Origin of the sequence: Micromonospora sp. ATCC 39149 (genome assembly GCF_000158815.1) — a bacterium.
Taxonomy (GTDB): Bacteria; Actinomycetota; Actinomycetes; order Mycobacteriales; family Micromonosporaceae; genus Micromonospora.
The window spans coordinates 2,227,388-2,251,463 of record NZ_GG657738.1; the positions used below are offsets into that span (position 1 = coordinate 2,227,388).

The window sequence follows — 24,076 nt, forward strand, 5'->3', positions numbered from 1 at the left end:
GCCGCGCCATGAGTTGGTGCGTCCCTCCGCACACCGACAGGGAGGTCGCGCGTGGGGTGGCTCAACCGGGTCAACGACCAGGTTGACGTCCTGACACGGGCTCGCGCGCTTCAGGAGGTTAGTCGCTCCGCCGAGTCGTGCCTCCTGCTCGACGGGGTGATCCGCAGCACCGGCGACCCGTACGCCCGGGCCGACGCGCTCGTGCAGCGCCTGTCCGCGTTGATCAATCTCGGGCGCACCGCCGAGTACACCCGGGCCATCGAGGAGGCGTCCGCCGCCGTGCGGGACCTCGCCGAGCCGTACCTGCACGGGCACCTCAACGCGCTGGCCGCGCTCGCCGCTCACCATCAGGGGGCGCTCGACCGGTGCGTCACCCACCTGGTGAAGGCGGCCCGGGCGCTGGGGGCGGTCGAGGACCCGGACCGGGACACCGCCTGGGGCTGGCACGACCTCGCGATGGCCTACTCCTACCTGAGCTTCCACGGGTACGCGCTCGGCGCCATCGAGCGCGCCCGCCAGCTCGGGCTGGCCGCCGGCATCCCCGAGGAGACCTTCGCCGCGCCCGGCATCCGGCTGCGCAACGCGGTCGCCCTCGACCACAACGGCGACAGCGACGGCTGCCTGCGGGTGCTCCGGGACGTCGCCGCCGACCTGGGCCGGTTCCTGCGCGGCGGGCGGGCCGACGAGCTGCGCCCGAGCAGCCTGGCCGCGTACGGCTACGCTGCCGCCCGCCGGGCCGCCCTCGGCGACCAGGTGGAGACCGCCACCGACGCCGACCCGAACCGGCTGCTCGGCCACGGCGCGGACAGCGCCCGGGCCCGGGACATGCGCCAGCTCGGCCAGGTGTGCCTGGCCATCGCGGCCGGCAACCCGATCGAGGCGATCACCCGGCTCGACACCGCCCGGGTCTCCAACGAGACGCTCGGCGCGGCCGAGCGGGCCCGGCTGCGCAGCATCGCGTACGGCCGGGCCGGCGACCACGCGGCGGCCCACCGGGCCGACCGGCACGCGTTCCGGCTCGCCGCGCAGCGCAACGACCGGCTGCGGGACGTCTACATCGACGGCATCGCCGCCCGGATCGACCACGAGGAGATGCGGCGGGAGGCTGCCCGGTTCGAGGGCGAGGCGCTCACCGACCCGCTGACCGGCCTGCCCAACCGTCGCCGGCTGGAGCGCTACATCGCGGCCGTGGTGGCCGGGGGCGAGCGGGTGGTCATCGGGGTCTGCGACCTGGACGGCTTCAAGGCGGTCAACACCCGCCACGGCCACCACTCCGGCGACCTGGTTCTCCAGCGCATCGCCGGGGTGATCAACCGGGTCATGCGCCGGGGCGACTTCGTGGCCCGCTACGGCGGCGACGAGTTCGTGGTGGTGCTCTCCGGGGCGGGAATGACCGAGGCGGCCGAGGTGGCCCGCCGCATCGAGGCGGCAGTGCGCACCGAGGACTGGGAGGCCCTGGTGCCCGGCACCCCGGTCGGGGTGACCATAGGCTTCGCCGAGGTCAGGGCCAGCGGCCCTGGCCTGCGCGACGCGCTCGGCGCGGCGTTCGAGACCGCCGACCGGGAGATGCTGGCCGCCAAGAACCGCTCCCGCGCCTCCTGAAGCCAGGGGGCCACCTCCGGTGCGGTAACGGCCGGTCGGCCCCTGCCCACCTCTACCTCAGGTGCGGTAGCCGCAGATCGGCCCGGCCCCGCCTCAGCGGCGGGTCAGCTCCGTGTCGCCGGCCAGTCGGGCGGCGCGATCGGCGTCGGCCAGGGCGTCCAGCACACCGTCCAGCTCGCCGGCGAGGGCCAGGTCGAGGTTGTACGCCGTGTAGCCGATCCGGTGGTCGGTGATCCGGTTCTGCGGGAAGTTGTACGTGCGGATGCGCTCCGAGCGGTCCACGGTACGCACCTGCGCCTTGCGGGCGTCCGAGGCGGCGGCGTCGGCCTGCTCCTGGGCGGCGGCCAGCAGCCGGGCCCGCAGGATGCGCATCGCCTGCTCGCGGTTCTGTAGCTGAGACTTCTCGTTCTGGCAGGAGACGACGATCCCGGTCGGCACGTGGGTGATCCGCACCGCCGAGTCGGTGGTGTTCACGGACTGCCCGCCCGGCCCGGACGAGCGGAACACGTCGATCCGCAGGTCGTTCGGGTCGACGCTCACGTCGACGTCCTCGGCCTCGGGCAGCACCAGCACGCCGGCGGCGCTGGTGTGGATGCGTCCCTGCGACTCGGTGACCGGGACGCGCTGCACCCGGTGCACCCCGCCCTCCCACTTGAGTCGCGACCACACACCGTTGCCGCCCTCCGGGACGCCCTTGGTCTTGATCGCCAGCGAGACGTCCTTGACCCCGCCCAGGTCGGAGTCCTGCGCGTCGATGACCTCGGTGAGCCAGCCGCGACGTTCGGCGTACCGGGTGTACATCCGCAGCAGGTCCCCGGCGAACAGGGCGGACTCCTCGCCGCCCTCGCCGGCCTTGATCTCGACGATCACGTCCTTGGCGTCGTGCGGGTCGCGCGGGATCAGCAGCTCGGCGAGGCGTTCCTCCAGTGCGGGCAGCCCGGCGGCGATGGACTCCGTCTCGGCGGCGAAGGACGGGTCCTCGGCGGCCAGTTCCCGCGCCGCGGCCAGGTCGGCGCGGGCCTGCTCCAGCTCGGCAGCCGCCTTGTGCAGTGGCGACAGCTCCGCGTAGCGGCGTCCGACCCGACGGGCGGCGTTCTGGTCCGCGTGGATCGCCGGGTCCGCGAGGCGCTTCTCCAGCTCGGCGTACTCGTCGAGGAGGGCCGCCAACCGCTCACTGCTCATGCTCGGGGTGCTCCTTCGACGACGGGGGCCGACCGGCGACAACCGGACGTGCGGGGCAATACGGACAGCGCCCGCGCCCGGCAGGAAGCCGGACGCGGGCGCCGAACGTGGAGCTACTTGGCCTTCTTGGCCTGAACCTTGGCGTACTTCTGCTGGAACTTGGCGACCCGGCCGGCCGTGTCGAGAACGCGCTGCTTACCGGTGTAGAACGGGTGGCAGGCGCTGCAGGTCTCGACGTGGATGGAACCGCCCTTGGCGGTGCTGCGGGTCGTGAAGGTGCTGCCGCAGGAGCAGCTGACCGCGGTGGTCGTGTACTCCGGGTGGATGTTGGGCTTCATGTCGCCTCGGTCCTCTCGCTTGGTGGTCGCCGGGTCGCCGTGCGGCCCCGACGCGTGGCGCGCGTCGGGCTCGGGCGTGAACCGGAACCGGTGGCCGATTGACCAGTGTGCCATGGGCATGAGCCGACCCCCCAGGCGGGCCGCACAGCAGGTCCGGCTTCGTCAACGTGCCTGTCCCCTCCCGCATTCCCACGACGCAAGGAAGGGCACCTTCTCAACGCCTCCGGGACCCTTCTCACGTCTCCCGAGCGCCGGGCGGTCGCGAGCAGCTCGTTGGGCACAGGGCGCGTACCGTGCGGAAGGGCACGGTCGCCAGCGACCGTGCCCTTCGGCGCGTACTACCGAATCACTCCCCCGGTGTGGACTTGGCGATCTGCATCAGGAACTCGATGTTGGTGCGGGACTGCTTGAGCCGGTCCAGCAGCAGGTCCAGCGCCGCCTGCGAGTCCAGCGAGTGCAGGACCTTACGGAGCTTGTGGATGATGGCCAGTTCCTCCGGCGCGAGCAGGATCTCCTCCTTACGCGTGCCGGACGGGTGGATGTCGATGGCCGGGAAGGTGCGCTTGTCGGCGATCTTCCGGTCCAGCTTCAGCTCCGCGTTGCCGGTGCCCTTGAACTCCTCGAAGATGACCGTGTCCGCCATGGAACCGGTCTCCACCAGCGCGGTGGCGAGGATGGTCAGCGAACCGCCGTTCTCGATGTTGCGGGCCGCACCCAGGAAACGCTTCGGCGGGTAGAGCGCGGTGGAGTCGATACCACCCGACATGATCCGGCCGGAGGCCGGCGCCGCCAGGTTGTACGACCGACCGAGCCGGGTCACCGAGTCGAGCAGCACGACCACGTCGTGCCCCAGCTCGACCAGCCGCTTCGCCCGCTCGATCGCCAACTCCGCCACCGTCGTGTGGTCCTGCGGCGGACGGTCGAACGTGGCCGCGATGACCTCGCCCTTCACCGACCGCTGCATGTCGGTGACCTCTTCGGGCCGCTCGTCCACCAGCACCACCATCAGGTGGCACTCCGGGTTGTTGTGCGTGATGGCGTTCGCGATCGCCTGGAGCACCATCGTCTTGCCTGCCTTCGGCGGCGAGACGATCAGCGCCCGCTGGCCCTTGCCGATCGGCATGACCAGGTCGATGACCCGCGTCGTCAGGATGTGCGGCTCGGTCTCCAGCCGCAGCCGCTCCTGCGGGTACAGCGGGGTCAGCTTGTAGAACTCCGGCCGCCGCCGCGCCTCGTCCGGCTCCATCCCGTTGATGGTGTCGAGCCGCACCAGTGGGTTGTACTTGTCCCGCCGCTGCTCGCCGTCCCGGGCCGTCCGCACCGCACCGGTGATCGCGTCACCGCGGCGCAGGCCGTACCTCTTGATCTGGGACATCGAGACGTAGACGTCGTTCGGGCCGGCCAGGTAGCCGGTGGTCCGGACGAAGGCGTAGTTGTCGAGCACGTCGATGATGCCGGCGACCGGGACGAGGACGTCGTCCTCGCTCACCTGCGGCTCGCGACCGCCGCCAGCGCCCGCGCCGTCGCCTTCGCCACGCTCGCCCCGGCCCCGACGGCGGTCCCGGAAGCGGCTGCGCCGGCCCCGCCGGCCGCCGTTCTCGTCGTCGTCGTCACCGCCGTTGTCCCGCTCGGCGCGCTGACCCCGGTCGTTACGGTCGCCGCGGTCGCCGCGGTCGACCCGCTCGTTGCGGTCACCACGCTCGGCCCGGTCACCGCGCTCGGTGCGCTCGGCCCGGTCGTTGCGCTCGACCCGCTCACCCCGGTCGGTGCGGTCACCGCGCTCGTTGCGGTCACCGCGCTCGGCCCGGTCACCGCGGTCGGTGCGCTCGGCCCGGTCACCGCGGTCGGCCCGCTCGCCGCGCTCCGTGCGCTCGGCCTGGTCCCGGCCGCCCCGGCCCTCGCCGCGTTCCCGGCGCCCGTCAACCCGCTCGGCGGGCTCCGGGGCGGTCACGCTCGGGGGCTCCTCGGCCCGGCTCTCGGCCGGCCGGGACTCCGCCTCGGCGGGCCGGGACTCGGCCACAGCAGCGGTCCGGCTACGCCGGGTCCGGGTCCGGCCCTCGGCCGGGGCGGCAGCCGGCTCGGCCGGCGCCCGGTTCTGGTCGGCGCTCGACGGGGCCTGGGAGACCTCGGCGCGCACCTCCTCGCGGGCGGGAGCGGCGGCGGCCGCCGCGACCTCGGCCCGCGGTCGAGGGGTCCCGGCGGCGGCGCCGCCCTGCCGCTCGGAAATCGCGCTGATCAGCTCGCCCTTGCGCATGCGAGCCGTACCGGAGATGCCGAGCGACGCGGCCAGGCTCTGGAGCTCCGGCAGCAGCATCGCCGACAGGCCGGTGCCGCTACGCCGACGACGGGTGGGGGCAGCGGCGGTGGCATCGCCAGCGACGTTGGAAACATCCGACGTCACGTCGGTGGTGTCGCTCAATGGATTCCTTCCCTCGATAGGCCGGGACTGCCCGGAGTCGACAGCAGATGGCCGGGCGGCCTCGGTGCACCCGCCTCGCATGACGCGTCGCGGGAGACTGTGACACAGCAGCCGGCCGGTTTCCCGACCCACCAACCTCGGTGAGCAGGTCTCGTCGTCTGCGGCGACCTGCGGAAACTGCGGTGCGGCGTGGGCCTTAGGCAGGGGTGACGGGCTGACCGCCGAGAGCTTCGGGGGTGCGCCGACCCGCAGGAGGATCGCATGCTTCGCGGCTGTGCTAAGTCTAGAGCGTAATCAACTCTTCCGACCTGCGGCAACAGGGTCCCGCTCGGCGTGTTCAAGTCTACCCCGTGCGACCCGCGCTCCGCGCCTGTCTATACCCAACGGCCAGACCTGCCAACCTGCCCCTGGCGCGAAATATTCCGGGGGCTCGGTCAGCGCCAGCACGGTCGGGCCGGCCCCACTGACCACCGCCGCCACACCGGCCGCACGGAGCGCGCCGACCAGGGCGGACGAGTCCGGCATCCCGGCGGCGCGGTAGTCCTGGTGCAGCCGGTCGACCGTGGCGGGCAGCAGCAGCGCCGGCTCGGCGGTCAGGGCGTGCACCAGCAGCGCCGCCCGGCCGGCGTTGAGCGCGGCGTCGCCGTGCGGGACGGCCGCCGGCAACGCGGCCCGGGCCTCGGCGGTCAGCCCGCGCTCGGCGGGCACGAAGACGATCGGGCGCACCCCGTCGGCCACGGCCAGCGACACCGCCCGGGCGTCGGCCGGCTCCGTCCAGGCGATCGTGAAGCCGCCGAGCAGGCAGGGCGCGACGTTGTCGGGGTGCCCCTCGATCTGGGCCGCCAGCCGCAGCGCGCCCGCGTCGTCCAGCCGGGCCACGCCGTCGACGACCAGGGCCCGGGCCAGCAGCACGCCGGCCACGATGGCCGCCGACGAGGAGCCCAGCCCCCGGGCCTGGGGGATCCGGTTGACGCACTCCACCGCGAGGCCCGACGGCTGACCACCCAGCGCGTCGAAGGCGGCCCGCATGGCCCGGACGACCAGGTGCGCCTCGTCGTCGGGCAGCTCACCCGCGCCCTGCCCGGTCACCGTCACCCGGACGCCGTCGGGCACCACCTCGGCGGCCACGTCGTCGTGCAGGCCGAGTGCCAGACCCAGCGCGTCGAACCCCGGCCCGAGGTTGGCGCTGGTGGCGGGGACCCGGACCTTCACCGGCCCGGACACGAATGTCGTCGGCACGCCGCTCATGCTAGGCCGCCGGGCCGCCACCGTGCCGGCCCGCCCGGCCCGTGGGACGTGACCGCCTTCGCTAACCTGACGCGCGACGGGTCCGAACGAGGGGGGCTCCCCCTCACGCCCCCGTCGGGGTGGACTCGGCGACCGGGTCGGACAGCGACAGCCGCCGGGTGGCGATCCGCCAGCCGAGCGCGTAGACCAGCGTCACCAGGCCGCAGCCGGCCAGCACCACCCGCTCGTCAACCAGGTCCACCACCCCGGCCACCACGAGCTGGCTCACCGAGATGGCGAGCGTGGCCAACATCATGTCGGTGGCGAAGACCCGGCCGCGCAGCCGGTCCGGCACCTCGCCCTGAAGGGCGAAGTTCGACATCACCCAGTTGCTCCCGCCGGCGAAGTGCGCCACGAACACCAGCGCCAGCACCAGCGGGAACCAGTCCACCACCGAGGTGCCCAGGTAGGCCAGGCCGTACAGGGACATCGACAGCGCCAGGCCGGGCAGCAGCCAGGCCCGGTTGGTCAGCACCCGCCGCATCAGGATCGGGCCGACCAGGGCACCCGCGCCGCGTACCGCGAAGAGCAGGCCCGCGCCGATCGCGCCCACCCCGTACACGCCGGCGAGCAGGGGGAAGACGGTCAGCACGCCGTTGCCCAGGCCGACCGCCGACTTCACCGTGACCAGGCCGAGCACCCGGGGGCGGTGCCCGATGTAGCCGAGCGCCTCCCGGATCGCCGCCCAGGTGCGCTGCGCCGGCGCGTCGGCCGCGCGGGGGGCCTGCAACGGGCGGCGGATCAGCGCGGCCAGCCCCGCCGCCAGCGTCAGGCCGCCCGCAGCCACCCAGAAGCAGGCGTACGGGCCGGCGGCGGCGCTGAGCACGCCGCCCAGCGACGCGCCGACCACGGTCATGGTGCCCCAGGCCGAGCCGGCGACCGCGTTGCCGGCGGCCAGCTCCTGCGGGTCGAGGACGTTGGGTAGGGCCGCCTGGGCGGCCGGCGAGTAGAACGCCTTCGCCACCGCCATCACGGCGATCGCCACCATCGCCAGCCACGCCGTCCCCGGGCCGCGGACACCGAGCAGCAGCAGGGCCCCGAGCAGCGCGGCGGCGTTGGCCGCCATCATGATCTTCTTACGGTCGAACCGGTCCGCGACCGTCCCCGTGTACGGCAGCAGCAGCGCCACCACGCCGGTGTCCAGGGCGAGCACCAGGGCACCCCAGACCCCGCTGCCGGTCAGCTTCGGCAGCAGGACGAGCAGCGGCACCATGACGAACCAGTCCGCGCCGAAGACCACCAGCTCGGCCAGGAAGAGGTTGCGGAAGCTGCGGTTGCGGACCAGGACCGAGAGGGTGGGCGACACGTCCGGGAACCCTACCTTCCGGGCTGCGGCGTGCCTGCCTGCCGCAGCAGCTCGCTCGGCGAGCGCTACCCGGCCAGGAAGAACCGTGCCGGCACGGCGTACCGGTCCAGGGTGTCGAGCACCGTCGGGGTCCACTGTGGGCGTGGGCCGTCGTCGAAGGTGAGCGCCACCAGCCGCTGCGCGGTCCGCCGCCCCCACCGGCCAGCGCCGTCCGCCATGGCCCGATCCCCGCCGAACAGCGGGTCACCCCCAGCGACCCGGCACCGTCAGTATGCGGCATTCGACTCATCGTGCCTGGTCGGACAGGCGACGCAGCCGTACGCCGAACGCCCCCGCCGGAGGATGACCCGGCGGGGGCGTTCGTGGTCGTGGCGGCTACTCGGCCGGCGGCAGCGGCGACTGCCGGCTCTTCGGCAGGCGTAGCACCTCGAACTGGTCGGTGCCGTCCACCAGGGCCGCCGACGGCGTGGGCCGGGCGGGGGCGGCCGGCTCGGCGGCGGGGACGGGCTCGCCGGCCGGCGGCGTACCGCCGTCGCCAATGGACTCCGCCGCTGGAGCGCCCCGGCGGCGGAGCCGGCGGGCCCGCAGCGACTCCTTGGTGTTCTCGACCATCGTGTACAGGGTCGGAACCAGGATCAGGGTGAGCAGGGTGGAGCTGAGCAGGCCACCGATCACCACGATCGCCAGCGGCTTGGAGATGAAGCCGCCCTCCCCGGTCAGGCCGAACGCCATCGGCAGCAGCGCGAAGATCGTCGCGACGGCGGTCATCAGGATCGGACGCAGCCGGCGTCGGCCGCCCTCGACAACCGCCTCGTTGACCCCCATGCCCTGCGCCCGGTACTGGTTGATCAGGTCCAGCAGCACGATCGCGTTGGTCACCACGATGCCGACCAGCATCAGCACGCCGATCAGCGCCGGCACGCCCAGCGGGGTGCCGGTGGCCAGCAGCAGGCCGATCGCGCCGGTCGCCGCGAACGGAACCGAGATCAACAGGATCAGCGCCTGGGTCAGGCTGCGGAACGTCGCCACCATGATCAGGAACACGATCGCGATGGCCGCGAGCACGGCCAGCCCCAGGTCGGCGAACGCCTCGCTCTGGTCGGCGCTGACGCCGCCGATGCTCATCGTCGCGCCGGGAACGTCGATGGCGTCCAGCTTCTTCTGGAGCTCCTTGGTGGTCGCGCCGAGGTTGCTGCCGGTCGCCGTGCCGGTGACCGTGACGCTGCGCTCCCCGTCGATGCGGGTCACCTGCTGCGGCCCCTCGGCCTGGGTGATGTCGGCGATGTCGTCCAGCTTCACCGGGCCGACGCGCAGCGCCCGCAGCTCCTCCACCGTCAGCGGCGGCTGCGCGCCGGAGCGCAGCACCACGTCCTGCTGGCCGTCGTCGAGGGTGACCTGCCCCAGCGGGGTGCCCCGGTACACCTGGGCGACGAGCTGCCCGACGGCCGCCTCGGTGAGTCCCGCCCGCGCCGCGGCCAGCCGGTCCACGGTCACGTCCACCCGCGGCACCCGCTCGGCCAGGGTGGTCGAGACGTCCTCGACGTCGGCCGTGGCGGCCATGGCGGCCCGCGCCTGCTCGGCCGCCTGGGCCAGCACCTCGGAGTCGGCCGCCTGCACGACGACCTCCAGTTGGTTGGTCGACCCGCCCCCGTCGGCCCCGCCGAAGCTCACCTCGCCGACGGCGGCGCCGAGGGAGTCGAACTCGCGGCGCAGGGCCTCCTTCACCTCGGCCACGTCGGTCTCGCCGTCGAGCGTGACGGAGAAGGTGGCGGCGTTGTTGCCGCCGCCGCCCGCCCAGGGCTGGTCGTTGCCCCCGGCGCTCACCTGGTACGTCTCGACGCCGTCGGCCCGGTCCAGCACCGCCTCGACCCGGCGGGCCGCCTGGTCGGTGGCGACCAGCCCGCTGCCGGCCGGAAGCTGCTGAGTGATGGTCAGGGTGTCCTGGCCGGAGTCGTCCAGGAAGTTGGTCTTGAGCGTGCTGGACAGGAGCAGCGTGCCGAGCAGCACCAGCAGCCCCAGCCCGGAAGTGATCCAGCGGGTCCGCCGGCTGCCGGTGGCGAACCCGATCACCGGCAGGTATGCCCGCTGCAACGGGCTGCGCAGCTCCTTCTCCTCGGCGACCCGGCGCTCGGCCTCGTCGTCCGCCCCGCCCCGCTTCGACTTCAAGAACCAGTACGCCAGCACGGGGATCACCGTGAGCGAGACCAGCAGCGAGGCGAGCAGGGCCACCGTCACGGTGATCGCGAACGGCGCGAAGAGCTGCCCGACGAAGCCGCCGACCAGCGCGATCGGGGCGAAGACGGCGACCGTGGTCAGCGTCGACGCGGTCACCGCACCGGCCACCTCGCGGACCGCGGTGAGGATCGCCGCCCGCTTCGGCTCGCCGTACTCCAGGTGGCGTTTGATGTTCTCCAGCACCACGATCGAGTCGTCGACCACCCGGCCGACCGCGATGGTCAGCGCGCCGAGGGTGAGCAGGTTGAGCGAGTAGTCGCCGATCCAGAGCGCGATGAGCGCCACCAGCACCGAAAGCGGGATGGACACGGCGGTGACCACGGTCGAGCGCACCGACAGCAGGAAGACCAGGATGACCACGACCGCCATGACCAGACCCAGCAGGCCCTCGGTGGTGAGGCTCTCGATGGACTTCTCCACGAACGGGGCCTGGTCGAACACGACGGTCAGCTCAGCGCCGGAGGCCGAACGCAGGTCGGCGAGGCGTTCGCGGATCTCGTGGGAGATCTCGACGGTGTTGCCGTCCGGTGCGGCCGTGACGGCGATGCCGAGGCTGTCCCGGCCGTTGGTGCGGGTGAAAGAGGTGGCCGGGGCGAGCTGCTGTGCCACGGTCGCCACGTCGCCGAGCTTCACCGGGGCGGCCTTCGGCGCGGTCGGGACCAGCACGATGCCCTTGAGGTCGTCGAGGGAGCGGATCGGCGTACCCACTCCGACGATGAGCGCCCGCGACCCGTCGCTGACCGCGCCGGCCGGCACGGCGACGCCGTTGGTCTTCAGGGCGGTGCCGATCGCGGTCGGCGCGAGCTTCGCGGCGGCCAGCTTCGCCGGGTCCGGGGTGACCGTGACGACCTGGTCGCGGGTGCCGGTCACGACGACGGTGCGGACCCCGTCGATCGCCTCCAGCTCCGGTACGACGGCGTCGCGCAGCCGCTCGGCCAGCACCCGCTCGTCGCCGCCGCCGGACGCGGCGAGCACCACGGCCGGAAGGTCGTCGGTGGTGCCGGTCAGGACCTGCGGGTCGACGCTTTCGGGGAGCTGGCTGTCGATCCGGTTCAGCGCGGTCTCCATCTTGTTGACCACGTTGTCCAGGTCGGTGCCGAACGTGAACTCCACCTGAACTGTGGACGAGCCCTCGCGGGAGGTGGAGGTGACCTTCTCCAGCCCGGGGATGCCCTGGAGGCTGTTCTCGATCGGCTCGGTGACCTGCGACTCGACGATCTCGGGCGCGGCGCCGGGGTAGACCGCCACGACGAACGCGCCCGGGAACTCCAGCGACGGCAGGAGTTGCTGCTTCAACGACGGGACGGCGAACAGACCGAACAGCGTCGTGACCACCGCGATGAGGGCGACCAGCCCTCGGTTGGCGAGGCTGAATCTGGCGAGCAGCGACATCAGCGTAGCTCACTCCTGGAAGAGGAAGGCGGGACAGCTCGTTAGCGAAGAGTGTGCCCGATCCGATCTCTCCCGCCGGGGCCAGGGTCGCGCCGACCCACCGGGTGACGTGTCGCGTCCGTCGCCGCGCGGCCCGGCGGCCGGCGGGCTCAGGCCAGGTCGAGGGAGCGGGCGGCGGCGAGGGCGTCGTTGCCGATGGTGATCGGGGCGGGGGCCGTGGAGATCGCCCACTCCGGGTCCTTCAGGCCGTGGCCGGTGACCGTGCAGACGACCGTCGAGCCGGCCGGCACCCGGCCGGCGGCGGCCTGCTGGAGCAGCCCGGCGACGCTGGCCGCGCTGCCCAGCTCCACGAAGGCGCCGACCTCGCGGGCCAGCAGCCGGTACGCGGCCAGGATCTCCCGGTCGCTGACGGCGGCGATCAGGCCGCCGGAGGCGTCCCGGGCGTCGACGGCCTTCGTCCAGCTCGCCGGGTTGCCGATCCGGATCGCGGTGGCGATGGTCGACGGCTCGTGCACCACCTGACCGGTGACGATCGGGGCGGCCCCGGCCGCCTGGAAGCCGTACATCTTCGGGGCCTTCGTGGCGTTGCCGTCGCGCAGGTCCTCGGAGTAACCCATCCAGTACGCGGAGATGTTGCCGGCGTTGCCGACCGGCAGGCAGTGGATGTCGGGCGCGTCGCCGAGCGCCTCGACGATCTCGAACGCGGCCGTCTTCTGCCCGTGCAGCCGGTCGGGGTTGACCGAGTTGACCAGCGCGACGGGGTAGTCCTGGGCCAGCTTGGCGGCCAGCGCCAGGCAGTCGTCGAAGTTGCCGGTGACCTGGAGCAGCCGTGCGCCGTGCACCAGCGCCTGGGCCAGCTTGCCGAGGGCGATCTTGCCCTGTGGCACCAGCACGGCGCAGGTGATCCCGGCGCGGGCCGCGTACGCCGCGGCGGAGGCGCTGGTGTTGCCGGTCGAGGCACAGATGATCGCCTTGTCGCCGTGCTCGACGGCCTTGGAAACCGCCAGCGTCATGCCCCGGTCCTTGAACGAGCCGGTCGGGTTGGCGCCCTCGACCTTGAGGTAGACGTCGCAGCTGAGCCGGGCGGAGAGCACCGGCGCGGGCAGCAGCGGGGTGTTCCCCTCGTGCAGGGTGACGACCGGAGTGGCGTCGGTGACCGGCAGCCGGTCCCGGAACGTCTCGATCAGACCCCGCCACATGTCGCTCTCCTCGCCTCTACCGCCCCGCCGACCCGGGGCATCCCCCAGCGTGGACCAGCCTCGCCGACCCGCGCACGCCACACCCGTGCATAACCACCAGGCGAGACGCGAAGGTGCCTCGCCGCCCGCCGTGTCATCAGGCGAGACGCCCGCGACCTGCCGCCCGGCGGCGCGGTCAGGCCCCGCCCTCGACCCGCAGCACGCTCGCCACCGACCGCACGATGTCCAGCCCGCGCAGCTCCCCCACGGTGGCGGCGAGCGCGGCGTCGCGCGCCACATGGGTGACGATGACCAGCTCGGCGTCGCCGGCCCCGGCCGGGCCGTCCGCCGAGCCCTGCCGGACGGTGGCGATGGACACGTCGTGCCGGGCGAACACCCCGGCCACCGCCGCGAGCACGCCGGGACGGTCGGCCACGTCGAGGCTGATGTGGTACCGCGTCAGGGCCTCCCCCATCGGCCGCACCGCCAGGTCCGCGTACGCCGACTCGCTGGGCGCGCGCACCCCGGCGAGCCGGTTGCGGGCCACCGCCACCACGTCGCCGAGCACCGCGCTGGCGGTCGGCGCGCCGCCCGCGCCCCGACCGTAGAACATGAGCTGCCCGGCCGCCTCGGCCTCCACGAAGACCGCGTTGAACGCGTCACCGACGCTGGCCAGCGGGTGGCTCCGGGGGATCATCGCCGGGTGCACCCGGACGCTGACCGTCTCCTTGCCGGCGGCGTCGCGGCCCCGGGCGGCGATGCAGAGCAGCTTGATCGTGCAGCCCATCCCCTTGGCGCTGGCGACGTCGGCGGCGGTGACCTCGGTGATCCCCTCGCGGTGCACGTCGGCGGCGGTGACCCGGGTGTGGAACGCCAGCGAGGCGAGGATGGCCGCCTTGGCCGCGGCGTCGAAGCCCTCCACGTCGGCCGTCGGGTCGGCCTCCGCGTAGCCCAGCTCGGTGGCCTCCTCCAGCGCCTCGGCGAAGCCGGCGCCGGTGGCGTCCATGGCCGACAGGATGAAGTTGGTGGTGCCGTTGACGATGCCGGTGACCCGGTTGACCCGGTCGCCGTGCAGCGAGTCGCGCAGCGGGCGCAGCAGCGGGATGGCCCCGGCGACCGACGCCTCGTAGTAGAGGTCCGCACCGCCCTCGGCAGCCGCGTCGTGCAGGGCCGCGCCGTCCTCGGCGAGCAGCGCCTTGTTGGCGGTGACCACGCTCTTGCCCGCCCGCAGCGCCTCGACGAGCCAGCCCCGGGCCGGCTCGATCCCGCCGACGACCTCCACCACCACGTCGACGTCGTCCCGCTTGATCAGGCCGAGCGGGTCGGTGGTGAACAGCGCCTCGTCGACCGGCAGGCCGCCCCGGGCTCGACCGAGCCGGCGCACGGCGATCCCGGCGATCTCCAGGGGGGCGCCGATCCGGGCCGCGAGGTCGGCCGACTGCTCGTGCAGCAGCCGCACCACCTCGCTGCCGACCGTTCCGCAGCCGAGCAGCGCCAAGCGCACAGGTGAGGTCATCCAACGTCCAATGCGAGCAGGTCCTCTTCCGTCTCCCGCCGGACGATCAGTCGCGCCTGGCCGTCGCACACCGCCACCACCGCAGGACGGGGCACGTGGTTGTAGTTGCTGGCCATGCTCCGGCAGTAGGCACCCGTCCCGGGCACCGCGACAAGATCTCCGGCCTGCACGTCAGCGGGCAGAAATTCATCCTTCACCACGATGTCCCCGGACTCACAGTGCTTTCCCACCACGCGGGCGAGCAGCGGCTCGGCCGCCGAGGCCCGGGAGGCCAGCGTCGCCGAGTACGAGGCGTCGTACAGCGCGGTGCGGATGTTGTCGCTCATCCCCCCGTCCACGCTCACGTACGTCCGGATGCCGTCGACGTTCTTGACCGTGCCGACCTCGTAGAGCGTGAACACCGCCGGGCCGACGATGGCCCGGCCCGGCTCGATGGACAGGCGCGGCACGGCCAGCCGCTCGGCGGCGCACTCCCCGTCGACGATCTTGCGCAGCCGCTTGGCCAGGTCCTGCGGGGCGGCCGGGTCGTCCTGGGTGGTGTACGCAATGCCGAACCCGCCGCCCAGGTCCAGCTCGGGCAGCTCGACGCCCCGGGCGTCACGGATCTGCGCCTGCAGGGCGATCACCCGCCGGGCGGAGACCTCGAAGCCGCTGGCGTCGAAGATCTGCGAGCCGATGTGCGAGTGCAGCCCGAGCAGGTCGAGCACGCCCTCGTCGATGACCTTGAACGCGGCTGCCGCCGCCGCCCCGCCGGCCAGGGAGAAGCCGAACTTCTGGTCCTCGTGGGCGGTGGCGATGAACTCGTGGGTGTGCGCCTCCACGCCGACGGTGACCCGGATCAGCACGCCGGGACGGACCCCGCGCTCGCGGGCCAGCGCGGTGAGCCGGTCGATCTCGGTGAACGAGTCGAGGACGATCCGCCCCACCCCCGCGTCCAGCGCCCGGGTCAGCTCGGCCACCGACTTGTTGTTGCCGTGGAAGCCGATCCGCTCCGCCGGCATCCCGGCCGACAGCGCGGTGGCCAGCTCGCCGCCGGTGCAGACGTCGAGGAACATGCCCTCCTCGGCGATCATCCGCACCACGGCCCGGCACAGGAACGCCTTGCCCGCGTAGTAGACGTCGGCGTCCGGGAAGGCGGCCCGGAAGTCCCGGCAGCGCGAGCGGAGGTCGTCCTCGTCGAGGACGTACACCGGGGTGCCGAACTCGGCCGCGATCTCGCGGACGCCGAGCCCGCCGACGGCGAGCGCGCCATCGACGGCCCGGGTCACCGTACGCGGCCAGAGCGACGGCACCAGGGCGTTGACGTCGACCGGGGGATGCAGCCACGCCGGCCCCCGGCTGCCGATCTCGCCGTGCAACGCGCCGGCCTCGTGTGCCCGCATCAGCTCTCCCCACTTCGCGCCTGCGAAACCCGCAAGCTCACTCCCCGCGCTCGCACGCGATCACGTCCCTCTCTGGCACCCCGGGCTCGCATGCGATCACATCCTCTCGGGCGCGGAGACGCCGAGCAGGCACAGCCCGTTGGCGATCACCGTGCGGGTGGCGTCGTTGAGCCAGAGCCGGGCCCGGTGCAGGTCGGTGACCTCCTCGTCGCCGCGCGGCAGGATCCGGCAGTTGTCGTAGAACCGGTGGTACGCCCCGGCCAGTTCCTCCAGGTACCGGGCCACCCGGTGCGGCTCGCGCAGCTCGGCGGCGGTGGCGACCACGGCGGGGAACTCGGCGAGCGCCTTGAGCAGGTCGTTCTCCTTGTCGTGGGCGAGCAGCTCGGGACGGAACGCCTCGGCGTCGCCCCGGATCAGCCCCACCTCGGCGGCGTTGCGGCCCACGCTGGCGGTGCGGGCCGCCACGTACTGCACGTAGTAGACCGGGTTGTCCCGGGTGGCCCGGGTCCACAGCTCCACGTCGATGTCGATCGGCGAGTCGCTGGAGTAGCGGGCCAGCGCGTACCGGGAGGCGTCCACGCCGATCGCGTCGACCAGGTCCTCCAGGGTGACCACGGTGCCGGCCCGCTTGCTCATCCGCACCGGCTGCCCGTCGCGGAGCAGGTTGACGAGCTGGCCGATCAGGATCTCCAGGGTCACGGCCGGGTCGTCGCCGAAGCAGGCCGCCATGGCCTTCATCCGGCCGATGTACCCGTGGTGGTCGGCGCCCAGCATGATCACCACGCGGTCGAAGCCGCGCTCGCGCTTGTCGAGGTAGTACGCGCAGTCCGCCGCGAAGTACGTCCACTCGCCGTTGGACTTGCGCAGCACCCGGTCCTTGTCGTCGCCGAAGTCCGTGGTGCGCAGCCAGGTGGCCCCGTCGGTGTCGAAGACGTGGCCCTGCTCGCGCAGCCGGGCCAGGGCCTGGTCCAGCTCGCCCCGGTCGTGCAGGTCCTTCTCGTTGAAGTAGGTGTCGAACTCCACCCCGAAGTCACGCAGCGAGGACTTGATCTCGGAGAACATCAGCGCCACGCCCTCGACCCGGAACACCTCCTGGGCGGCGTCGTCGGCCAGCTCCAACACGTCGGGCCGGCGGGTGCGGACCTCGGTGGCGATCTCCGCGATGTACGCACCGCCGTAGCCGTCCTCCGGGGCGGGCTCGCCCTTCGCGGCGGCGAGCAGGGACCGGGCGAACCGGTCGATCTGGGAGCCGGCGTCGTTGAAATAGTATTCCGTGCCGACGTCCGCGCCGGTGGCGCGCAGCAGCCGGCTCAGCGCGTCGCCGACGGCGGCCCAGCGGACCCCGCCGATGTGCACCGGGCCGGTCGGGTTGGCCGAGACGAACTCCAGGTTGATCTTCTGGCCGGCGAGGGCCGTGCTGCGGCCGTACGCCGGGCCGGCCTCGACGATCGAGCGGGCGAGCTGGCCGGCGGCGGCGGCGTCGAGTCGGATGTTGAGGAAGCCCGGGCCGGCGATCTCCACGGACTTGATCCCGGCGGCCCGGCCGAGCTGCTCGGCCAGCGCCGTGGCCAGCTCCCGCGGGGGCACGCCCACCTTCTTGCTCAGCTGGAGGGCGAGCGTCGAGGCGTAGTCGCCGTGCTCGGGATTGCGCGGTCGCTCGACGGTAGTGCGCCCCGGAAGCGCGGAGCTGTCCAGGCCCCGGTCGGTGAAGACTGCGTGGGCTGCGGAGAGGACGACCTCGGCCAGTTCTGCGGGAGTCACCGAACCATGTTATCGGGGGTAGACTCGGTCACTCGGCGGCGACCCTGCGCGTGAAATCCGACCCGCCACCCACTCTGACCGACCGACCTGACGAGGCACGATGAGCATCAGCACCCCGGGCGGCCCGGAACGCCGTCCGACCGTGGTCACCACCGGCAAGAAGCCGGCGGCGGGCCGGCCGGCGCCCGGCGCCAAGGCCGGGGCCGGCAAGTCGACCGGCGACGCCCCACGCCCCGCCGCGGGCGGCAAGGGCAAGGGCCCCCGCAAGCCGGTCGCCCCAGTGAAGGTGAGCCAGGGCCGCTCGTGGGGCCCGATCGCGCTGTTCACCGCGGTCGGCGTGCTCGCCGTCGGCATCATCGGCTTCGGCGCCTGGGCGACGTTCCAGGGCTCGAAGCCGTGGGAGGACCGGGCCGCCGACATCAGCGGCATCGTCAACTTCCGCAAGTCGGACCCGGAGCTGGTCAAGGGCAGCAACCACCAGCCGGGCTCGGTCAAGTACGCGCAGTCCCCGCCGGTGGCCGGCCCGCACAACGCCACCTGGCAGAACTGCATGGGCGACGTCTACGACGCCCCGATCGCCAACGAGCACGCGGTGCACAGCCTGGAGCACGGCGCGGTGTGGATCACCTACCGCCCCGACCTTCCGGCCGACCAGGTGGCCAAGCTCAAGGAGCGGGTCCAGGGCCAGGAGAAGCTGATGCTCAGCCCGTTCGAGGGGCAGGACAAGCCGATCTCCCTCCAGGCGTGGGGGTACCAGCTCAAGGTCGACAACGCCGACGACAGCCGGATCGACGAGTTCATCAAGACGCTGCGGGTGAACGCCTCGATCGAGGGCCCGACGGCGCTGTGCAGCGGCGGCATCACGGCCACCGGCACCACGCCGCGTGACGGTGCCCCGATGCCGACCCAGTGATCCAGGACAGGCAAGGACGAGGACGGCGATGACCGCAACCGCGACGACGGAACCCGACATGGCCGAGGCCCCGACGGCCAAGGACAACGGCGGGACCACCGCGCGCGGGCGTTTCGGCACGCTGGCCGTTGCCGCCGCCGTCGTGGTCGGTCTCCTCCTGGGGTACGCGGGCGGCCTGCTCACGCCGGGGCTCACCCGCCCCGGCGATGCCTCGGCGGAGGCGGGCTTCGCCCGGGACATGACCACCCACCACGCCCAGGCGGTGCAGATGGGGCTGATCGCGTTCCAGCAGGGCACCGACGCCGAGGTGGTCAGCATCGGTGGCGACATCGCCACCGGCCAGCAGGGCGAAATCGGCACCATGCAGGCGTGGCTGCGCTCCTGGGGCCTCGACCCCACCGGTTCGCAGCCCCGGATGGCGTGGATGCCCGACGGCACGGCGTCGATCAAGAACGGCCTGATGCCGGGGATGGCCACGCCGGAGCAGATGGCGAAGCTGCGGGACACCCCCCGGGGCCGGGAGAAGGACGTCCTCTTCCTGGAGCTGATGATCCAGCACCACCTGGGCGGCGTCCACATGATCGACGGCATCCTCGACGCCAGCGACGATCCCGAGGTCGTGCGGGTGGCCCAGACGATGAAGAACACGCAACAGACCGACCTGACCAACCTCACGGCCGCGCGCGACCGGCTCGCCAAGGGCTGACCGCCGGGCCGCAGCACCGGAAGGCCCGCGCCCCGCCGACCCCGGCGGTGGCACGGGCCTTTCCCGTGTCCGCTCCCGTATCCACCGACGAAACCGTGTCCGTTTAGAAGCAATCCGACCCTTTCACGGGCTTGAGAGACTTTTCTACCTACATATCGTGACCAGTTGCGATTCGGGCTCGTTGCGCAGGACGTGGGGGTTGCACTCAGAGACGCACGGCGGTCGGTCACCAGCTGGTGCCGACGCCACACCATCGGCGGTGACGGGACGGTGGCAGCCGTCCGTCGCGGACAGCGGCAGGGCGAGCCGGGAACGCTCAGCCGCGAACAGGAGCTGGAGCTGATCGACGTCCTGCGCGGCGTCCACCCCGACGAGCTCGGCCTGGACGAGGAGCTGTGGACGCGGCAGAGCCTCACCACGCTCGTCCAGCGCCGCTTCGACCCACGGGCGGACGTCGGCGCGGTCGGGGCGTACCTGCGGGCCTGGGGGTTGGGGCCGCGCGAGCCGCGCGAGCGCGCCTGCGGGCTCTGCGTCGGCGCGGTCGAGCGCTGGGTACGCCTGCAGTACCCGGCGATCACCCGGGCCGCCCAGGAGCACCTCGCCGAGGTCTACTGGCTCGGCCGGGTGCGGCTGCGCGGGACGATGCCGGCGGCCGACGTGATCTCCGCGGTGTCGTCCCGGGGCCGGGTCCGCTTTATGATCACCACGCCGTCGGTCGACCCGCCGCTGCCCCGCGACTTCGTGCTGCGGCTCAGCGGGGCCGAGGAGAACCCGGTACACATCATCGTCGACGGCTCCTGGCCGAAGAACGAGTGGCCGCGCCGGCTGCCCCGGCGGATCGCACTGCACCCGCTGCCGAGCTGCGGGCGGGCGATCGCGGCCTGACCCGCCGGCCGGATACCGATTCGGCGATCGGTGGGGACGTTTGCTAGTCTTCTCCCGTCGCTGAGCCCCCGTAGCTCAGGGGATAGAGCACCGCCCTCCGGAGGCGGGGGCGCAGGTTCGAATCCTGCCGGGGGCACTCTTGCTAGGGAATCTTTGACCAGCACGAAAAGGCCGCCGACCAGGGCAAACCCGGTCAGCGGCCTTCATCGTTTGTCCGGCCGTCAACGGCCCTTGGCGGGCGTCTGTGCCAAATACGTGCCGAAGTTTCGGCGCTGGTCAGTCGTGATCAAGCACTCTCTCGATGCGACTGGAGTGCCGACCCAGGTGGACCCCCTGGACCCGCCGCTGGCGGCTCAACTATCCAGGCCAGCGGCATCGGCGAAGGGCCCGCAGAGCTGACCGTGCCGCTGGCGCCGACCCAGTTCGACGGCTAGTGGCAGGTTGCCCGCCGTGGAGTTGTTCCCTGCGGTCGTATCGGGTTTGCCAGGCTCCAACTTGCTCAGCGTGGTGACATCCGCTGGTCATGACCCGATCGACCAGGTTCCAGACACGATCACCACATCGTCGATCAGTTCCCATGTTCGACGGAACCTGCCGGTTGCACCTATTCGCACTATCTTCGGCTAAATTCCGAATTTATCGATGAATCCAGAAGGCGTCGGTGTGCGCGGACCCGATGTGCTCGATATCCCGCGATCCCCGCCGCCGTGAGTACACGATCTGCACCGCCCGCGCTCCGGACGCCGTCTTCACCGTCGGCACATAGGTCACATCCGACACGATAGAACCCGTAGCGCGTGCCTACCGACACAACACCCCAGGTCACAGCACCACAGACCCCAGAATCAGCCAACCGTGAGCCAAGTCGGGACGGGCCCTTGACGGGGGCGGGTGTGACAGTTAACACTCTCGCAACCACTGCGTTACGGACGCGAGGCCCGGTCCGGTGGCGGCTGCGGGGCGGCAGCCAGAGACGGCGCACGCCGGCGCGGTGCTTCAATCCTCCGCTTAGCGAAGAGGCGATATGTTCCCGAAGATGTTAACGTTAACAAAGATTCGGTGCGGCGGCCGCCGTCCCCTGACCGGCGAGAACGTGCCGCGCCGGCGTCGTGACGCCGGTCGCGGCGCCACCCTTGCCCTTGCCCTCGCCCTCGTCGCCAGCGGGCTGGTCGCCACCGCACCGGCGCAGGCGGCGGACGTCACCAACGGCCTCCTGCTGCGTTACAAGCTCGACGAGACCTCCGGCACCGTCGCCGTCGACTCCTCCGGCAACGGCCGAAACGGTACGGTCAACGGCGCCGCCACGTGGGGCGGCACCGAGGGCCTGACCTTCGACGGCAGCAGCACGTACATCCAGGCGCCGAACAACATCATGGCGGGATTGAACTCGATCAGCGTCGCGTTCAACGTCTTCGTCGACACCACCCAGGCCACGCCGTACTTCCTGTACGGGTTCGGCAACGTCAGCGGGACCCGGGGCAACGGCTACCTCTTCACCACCGGCGACGAGTTCCGCACCGCGATCTCGAACTCGTACTGGGTGGGTGAGCAGAACACCCGGCCCTCGCCCGCCCGCAACCTGGCCCGCGGCGTGTGGAAGCACGTCACGTACACCCAGACCGGCAGCACCGGCATCCTGTACGAGGACGGCGTGGAGGTCGGCCGCAACACCTCCGTGACGCTCACCCCCGGCTCCATCGGCAACGGCACCACCACCGCCGACTACATCGGCCGCTCGCTGTACTCGGCCGACAAGCTCTTCAAGGGCAAGATGCGCGACTTCCGCGTCTACAACCGGGCCCTGACCGCGGCCGAGGTGGCGCAGGTCGCCCAGTCCGCCGACCAGAGGACCGCCGACGCCGCCGCGGCGGCGCTCGTCGTCCGCAACATCAACGACGTACGCGGAAACCTGACCCTGCCCACCACCGGCGCCGACGGCACCACGGTGAGCTGGTCGTCGAGCAACCCGCAGGTCATCACCACCACCGGCGAGGTCAACCGGCCGGCCACCGGCGCGGCGAGCGCCACGGTGACGTTGACCGCGACGGTGACGAAGAACGCGGCGATCTCCACCCGGACCTTCACCGCGACGGTGCCCCCGCTGCCCGCCGCCGAGCCGTTGAGGGGCTACCTGTTCAGCTACTTCGCCCCGAGCGAGCAGGTCTACTTCGGGCTCAGCGAGGGCAACGACCCGCTCAACTACCGGCAGTTGAACAACGGCAACCCGGTGCTGACCACTAACATCGGCACAAAGGGCGCCCGGGACCCATACATCGTCCGCTCGCCGGAGGGCGACAAGTTCTACCAGATCGCCACCGACCTGAAGATCATTGGCGGCGTGAGCTGGGACGCCTCGCAGCGCACCGGCAGCAAGTCGATCCTCGTGTGGGAGTCGACCGACCTGGTGAACTGGAGCCCGCCCCGGCTGGTGAAGATCTCGCCGGACACCGCGGGCAACACCTGGGCACCGGAGGCGTACTGGGACGACACGATCGGTGCCTACGTGGTCATCTGGGCCTCGAAGATCTACGCCGAGAGCGACCCGAACCACACCGCGAACACCTACAACAAGATGCTGTACGCGACCACCCGCGACTTCTACACCTTCAGCGAGCCGAAGATCTGGGTGGACCCGGGCTACTCGGTGATCGACTCGACCGTGCTCAAGCACAACGGCAGCTACTACCGGTTCACCAAGGACGAGCGCAACAACACCTCGTCCACGCCGTGCAGCAAGTTCATCATCGAGCAGAAGTCGACCACGCTGCGCAACCTGAGCTGGGACTTCGTCAAGGACTGCATCGGCAAGGACTCGATCAAGGCGGGCGAGGGGCCACTGGTGTTCAAGTCCAACACCGAGGACAAGTGGTACCTGTTCATCGACGAGTTCGTCGACCGGGGCTACGTCCCGTTCGAGTCGACCGACCCCACCTCCGGGAACTGGACGATGTCGACCAACTACTCGATGCCCGGCAAACCGCGTCACGGCACCGTGCTGCCGGTTACGGCGGCCGAATACAACCGCCTGCTCAACGCGTACCAGCCGAACCAGGCGGCGGTGAGCGCGCAGAACGTCTCGGCGGCCACCGGGGTCAACCAGGCGCCGGTCCTGCCGGCCACGGTCCCGGCGACCTTCGTCGACGGCTCGACCGGCGCGAACCAGGTGACCTGGGACGCGGTGCCGGCCTCGGCGTACGCGCAGGTCGGCACGTTCACCGTGCAGGGCACCCTGATCGGCAACGCCAACCTGCGGGTCACCGCGACGGTGACCGTGCAGTCCCAGCCGGTGTCGCACCTGTTGCTGCACTACAAGTTCGACGAGAGCAGCGGCACCGTGGTCCAGGACTCCTCGGGGCGCGGGTTCAACGGCACGTACAACCGGACCCCGGCGTGGGGGACCGGCGTGCAGGGCGGTTCGTTCAAGATGGCCGGCGGCGCGAGCAACTCCACCACGGCGCCGTACGTCACCATCCCCAGCGGCGTCCTCAACGGAGTCGGCAGCACCACCGTGTCGTACTGGGTGAAGTGGAACGCCTCGACCACGATCAACCAGTGGATCTGCGCACTGGGATCGGACACCACGCGCTACCTTTTCACCACGCCGCGTAACAACGCCGGGCTGCTGCGCACGGCGGTCACCACTGACGGCAATCGGGGCGAGTACTCCCTGGTGCACAACGCGGCGTTGCCGGGTGGCAGTTGGCAGCACGTCGCGGTGACCATCGACGCGGTCAGCAGGACCATGACGGTGTATCTCAACGGCACCGCGATCGCCACGGCGACCGGGATCGGCATCCAGGGGGCTGATCTGTTCGACCCGACGAAGGGCTTCAGCGGCTACATCGGCAAGTCGCTGTACCCGGCGGACCCGTACTTCTCCGGCGAGGTCGACAACTTGCGGATCTACCGGACAGCCCTGTCGGCGTCCGAGATCGCCGCACTGACCGCCGGCAACAGCTGAGCGGAGGCCCCCT

Annotated in this window: 16 protein-coding genes and 1 tRNA gene; 6 read left to right on the forward strand and 11 right to left on the reverse strand. The window is 71.9% G+C overall.

The window, feature by feature from the left end; translation table 11 throughout:
• Nucleotides 1–51 precede the first annotated feature (51 nt).
• On the forward strand, nucleotides 52–1,602 hold the full coding sequence (locus MCAG_RS09265) for a diguanylate cyclase (RefSeq protein WP_007072705.1): 1,551 nt from the start codon (nucleotides 52–54) through the stop codon (nucleotides 1,600–1,602).
• 93 nt (nucleotides 1,603–1,695) lie between these two features.
• Here the strand turns inward: MCAG_RS09265 and prfA are convergent, their stop codons facing one another.
• From prfA to argS, 11 genes are all read right to left on the reverse strand, one after another.
• Nucleotides 1,696–2,784: a peptide chain release factor 1 gene (prfA, locus tag MCAG_RS09270; protein WP_007072706.1), complete on the reverse strand. Its 1,089-nt coding sequence runs from the start codon at nucleotides 2,782–2,784 to the stop codon at nucleotides 1,696–1,698.
• Nucleotides 2,785–2,897: 113 nt separating this feature from the next.
• Nucleotides 2,898–3,122: a 50S ribosomal protein L31 gene (gene rpmE, locus MCAG_RS09275; RefSeq protein ID WP_007072707.1), complete on the reverse strand. Its 225-nt coding sequence runs from the start codon at nucleotides 3,120–3,122 to the stop codon at nucleotides 2,898–2,900.
• A 346-nt stretch (nucleotides 3,123–3,468) separates the two neighbouring features.
• On the reverse strand, nucleotides 3,469–5,541 hold the full coding sequence (rho, locus tag MCAG_RS09280; protein WP_007072708.1) for a transcription termination factor Rho: 2,073 nt from the start codon (nucleotides 5,539–5,541) through the stop codon (nucleotides 3,469–3,471).
• Nucleotides 5,542–5,835: 294 nt separating this feature from the next.
• A complete protein-coding gene (gene thrB, locus MCAG_RS09285; RefSeq protein ID WP_369751310.1) occupies nucleotides 5,836–6,789 on the reverse strand; it encodes a homoserine kinase in 954 nt (317 codons plus the stop codon).
• A gap of 103 nt (nucleotides 6,790–6,892) precedes the next feature.
• Nucleotides 6,893–8,134, reverse strand: a complete 1,242-nt coding sequence (locus tag MCAG_RS09290) for an MFS transporter (protein WP_007072710.1) — start codon at nucleotides 8,132–8,134, stop codon at nucleotides 6,893–6,895.
• Nucleotides 8,135–8,199: 65 nt separating this feature from the next.
• Nucleotides 8,200–8,352 (reverse strand): polysaccharide deacetylase family protein, encoded by a 153-nt coding sequence (locus MCAG_RS30580; protein WP_007072711.1) that lies wholly within the window; start codon nucleotides 8,350–8,352, stop codon nucleotides 8,200–8,202.
• Between the two features lie 157 nt (nucleotides 8,353–8,509).
• Nucleotides 8,510–11,761 carry an efflux RND transporter permease subunit gene (locus MCAG_RS09295; RefSeq protein ID WP_007072712.1) on the reverse strand — a complete coding sequence of 1,084 codons (3,252 nt, stop codon included), beginning with the start codon at nucleotides 11,759–11,761 and terminating at the stop codon, nucleotides 8,510–8,512.
• Nucleotides 11,762–11,910: 149 nt separating this feature from the next.
• Nucleotides 11,911–12,960 carry a threonine synthase gene (gene thrC / locus MCAG_RS09300; RefSeq protein WP_007072713.1) on the reverse strand — a complete coding sequence of 350 codons (1,050 nt, stop codon included), beginning with the start codon at nucleotides 12,958–12,960 and terminating at the stop codon, nucleotides 11,911–11,913.
• A 175-nt stretch (nucleotides 12,961–13,135) separates the two neighbouring features.
• Nucleotides 13,136–14,443, reverse strand: a complete 1,308-nt coding sequence (locus MCAG_RS09305) for a homoserine dehydrogenase (RefSeq protein ID WP_198141726.1) — start codon at nucleotides 14,441–14,443, stop codon at nucleotides 13,136–13,138.
• Nucleotides 14,444–14,451: 8 nt separating this feature from the next.
• Nucleotides 14,452–15,837 carry a diaminopimelate decarboxylase gene (lysA, locus tag MCAG_RS09310; protein WP_036372931.1) on the reverse strand — a complete coding sequence of 462 codons (1,386 nt, stop codon included), beginning with the start codon at nucleotides 15,835–15,837 and terminating at the stop codon, nucleotides 14,452–14,454.
• A 96-nt stretch (nucleotides 15,838–15,933) separates the two neighbouring features.
• Nucleotides 15,934–17,598 carry an arginine--tRNA ligase gene (gene argS, locus MCAG_RS09315; RefSeq protein WP_007072716.1) on the reverse strand — a complete coding sequence of 555 codons (1,665 nt, stop codon included), beginning with the start codon at nucleotides 17,596–17,598 and terminating at the stop codon, nucleotides 15,934–15,936.
• A gap of 100 nt (nucleotides 17,599–17,698) precedes the next feature.
• On the opposite strand from argS, the gene MCAG_RS09320 reads away from it, so the two are divergent.
• The 5 genes from MCAG_RS09320 to MCAG_RS09340 all read left to right on the forward strand — a co-directional run bounded on the left by MCAG_RS09320 (nucleotide 17,699) and on the right by MCAG_RS09340 (nucleotide 24,063).
• The gene (locus MCAG_RS09320; protein ID WP_007072717.1) at nucleotides 17,699–18,511 is read left to right on the forward strand and encodes a DUF3105 domain-containing protein; all 813 of its coding nucleotides are present in this window, start codon (nucleotides 17,699–17,701) and stop codon (nucleotides 18,509–18,511) included.
• Nucleotides 18,512–18,539: 28 nt separating this feature from the next.
• The gene (locus MCAG_RS09325; protein ID WP_007072718.1) at nucleotides 18,540–19,217 is read left to right on the forward strand and encodes a DUF305 domain-containing protein; all 678 of its coding nucleotides are present in this window, start codon (nucleotides 18,540–18,542) and stop codon (nucleotides 19,215–19,217) included.
• 192 nt (nucleotides 19,218–19,409) lie between these two features.
• The gene (locus MCAG_RS09330) at nucleotides 19,410–20,102 is read left to right on the forward strand and encodes a winged helix-turn-helix domain-containing protein (RefSeq protein ID WP_007072719.1); all 693 of its coding nucleotides are present in this window, start codon (nucleotides 19,410–19,412) and stop codon (nucleotides 20,100–20,102) included.
• A 64-nt stretch (nucleotides 20,103–20,166) separates the two neighbouring features.
• Nucleotides 20,167–20,238, forward strand: a tRNA-Arg gene (locus MCAG_RS09335).
• Between the two features lie 900 nt (nucleotides 20,239–21,138).
• Entirely contained in the window at nucleotides 21,139–24,063 is a 2,925-nt protein-coding gene (locus tag MCAG_RS09340) for a LamG-like jellyroll fold domain-containing protein (RefSeq protein ID WP_083802419.1), read from the forward strand.
• Nucleotides 24,064–24,076 lie beyond the last annotated feature (13 nt).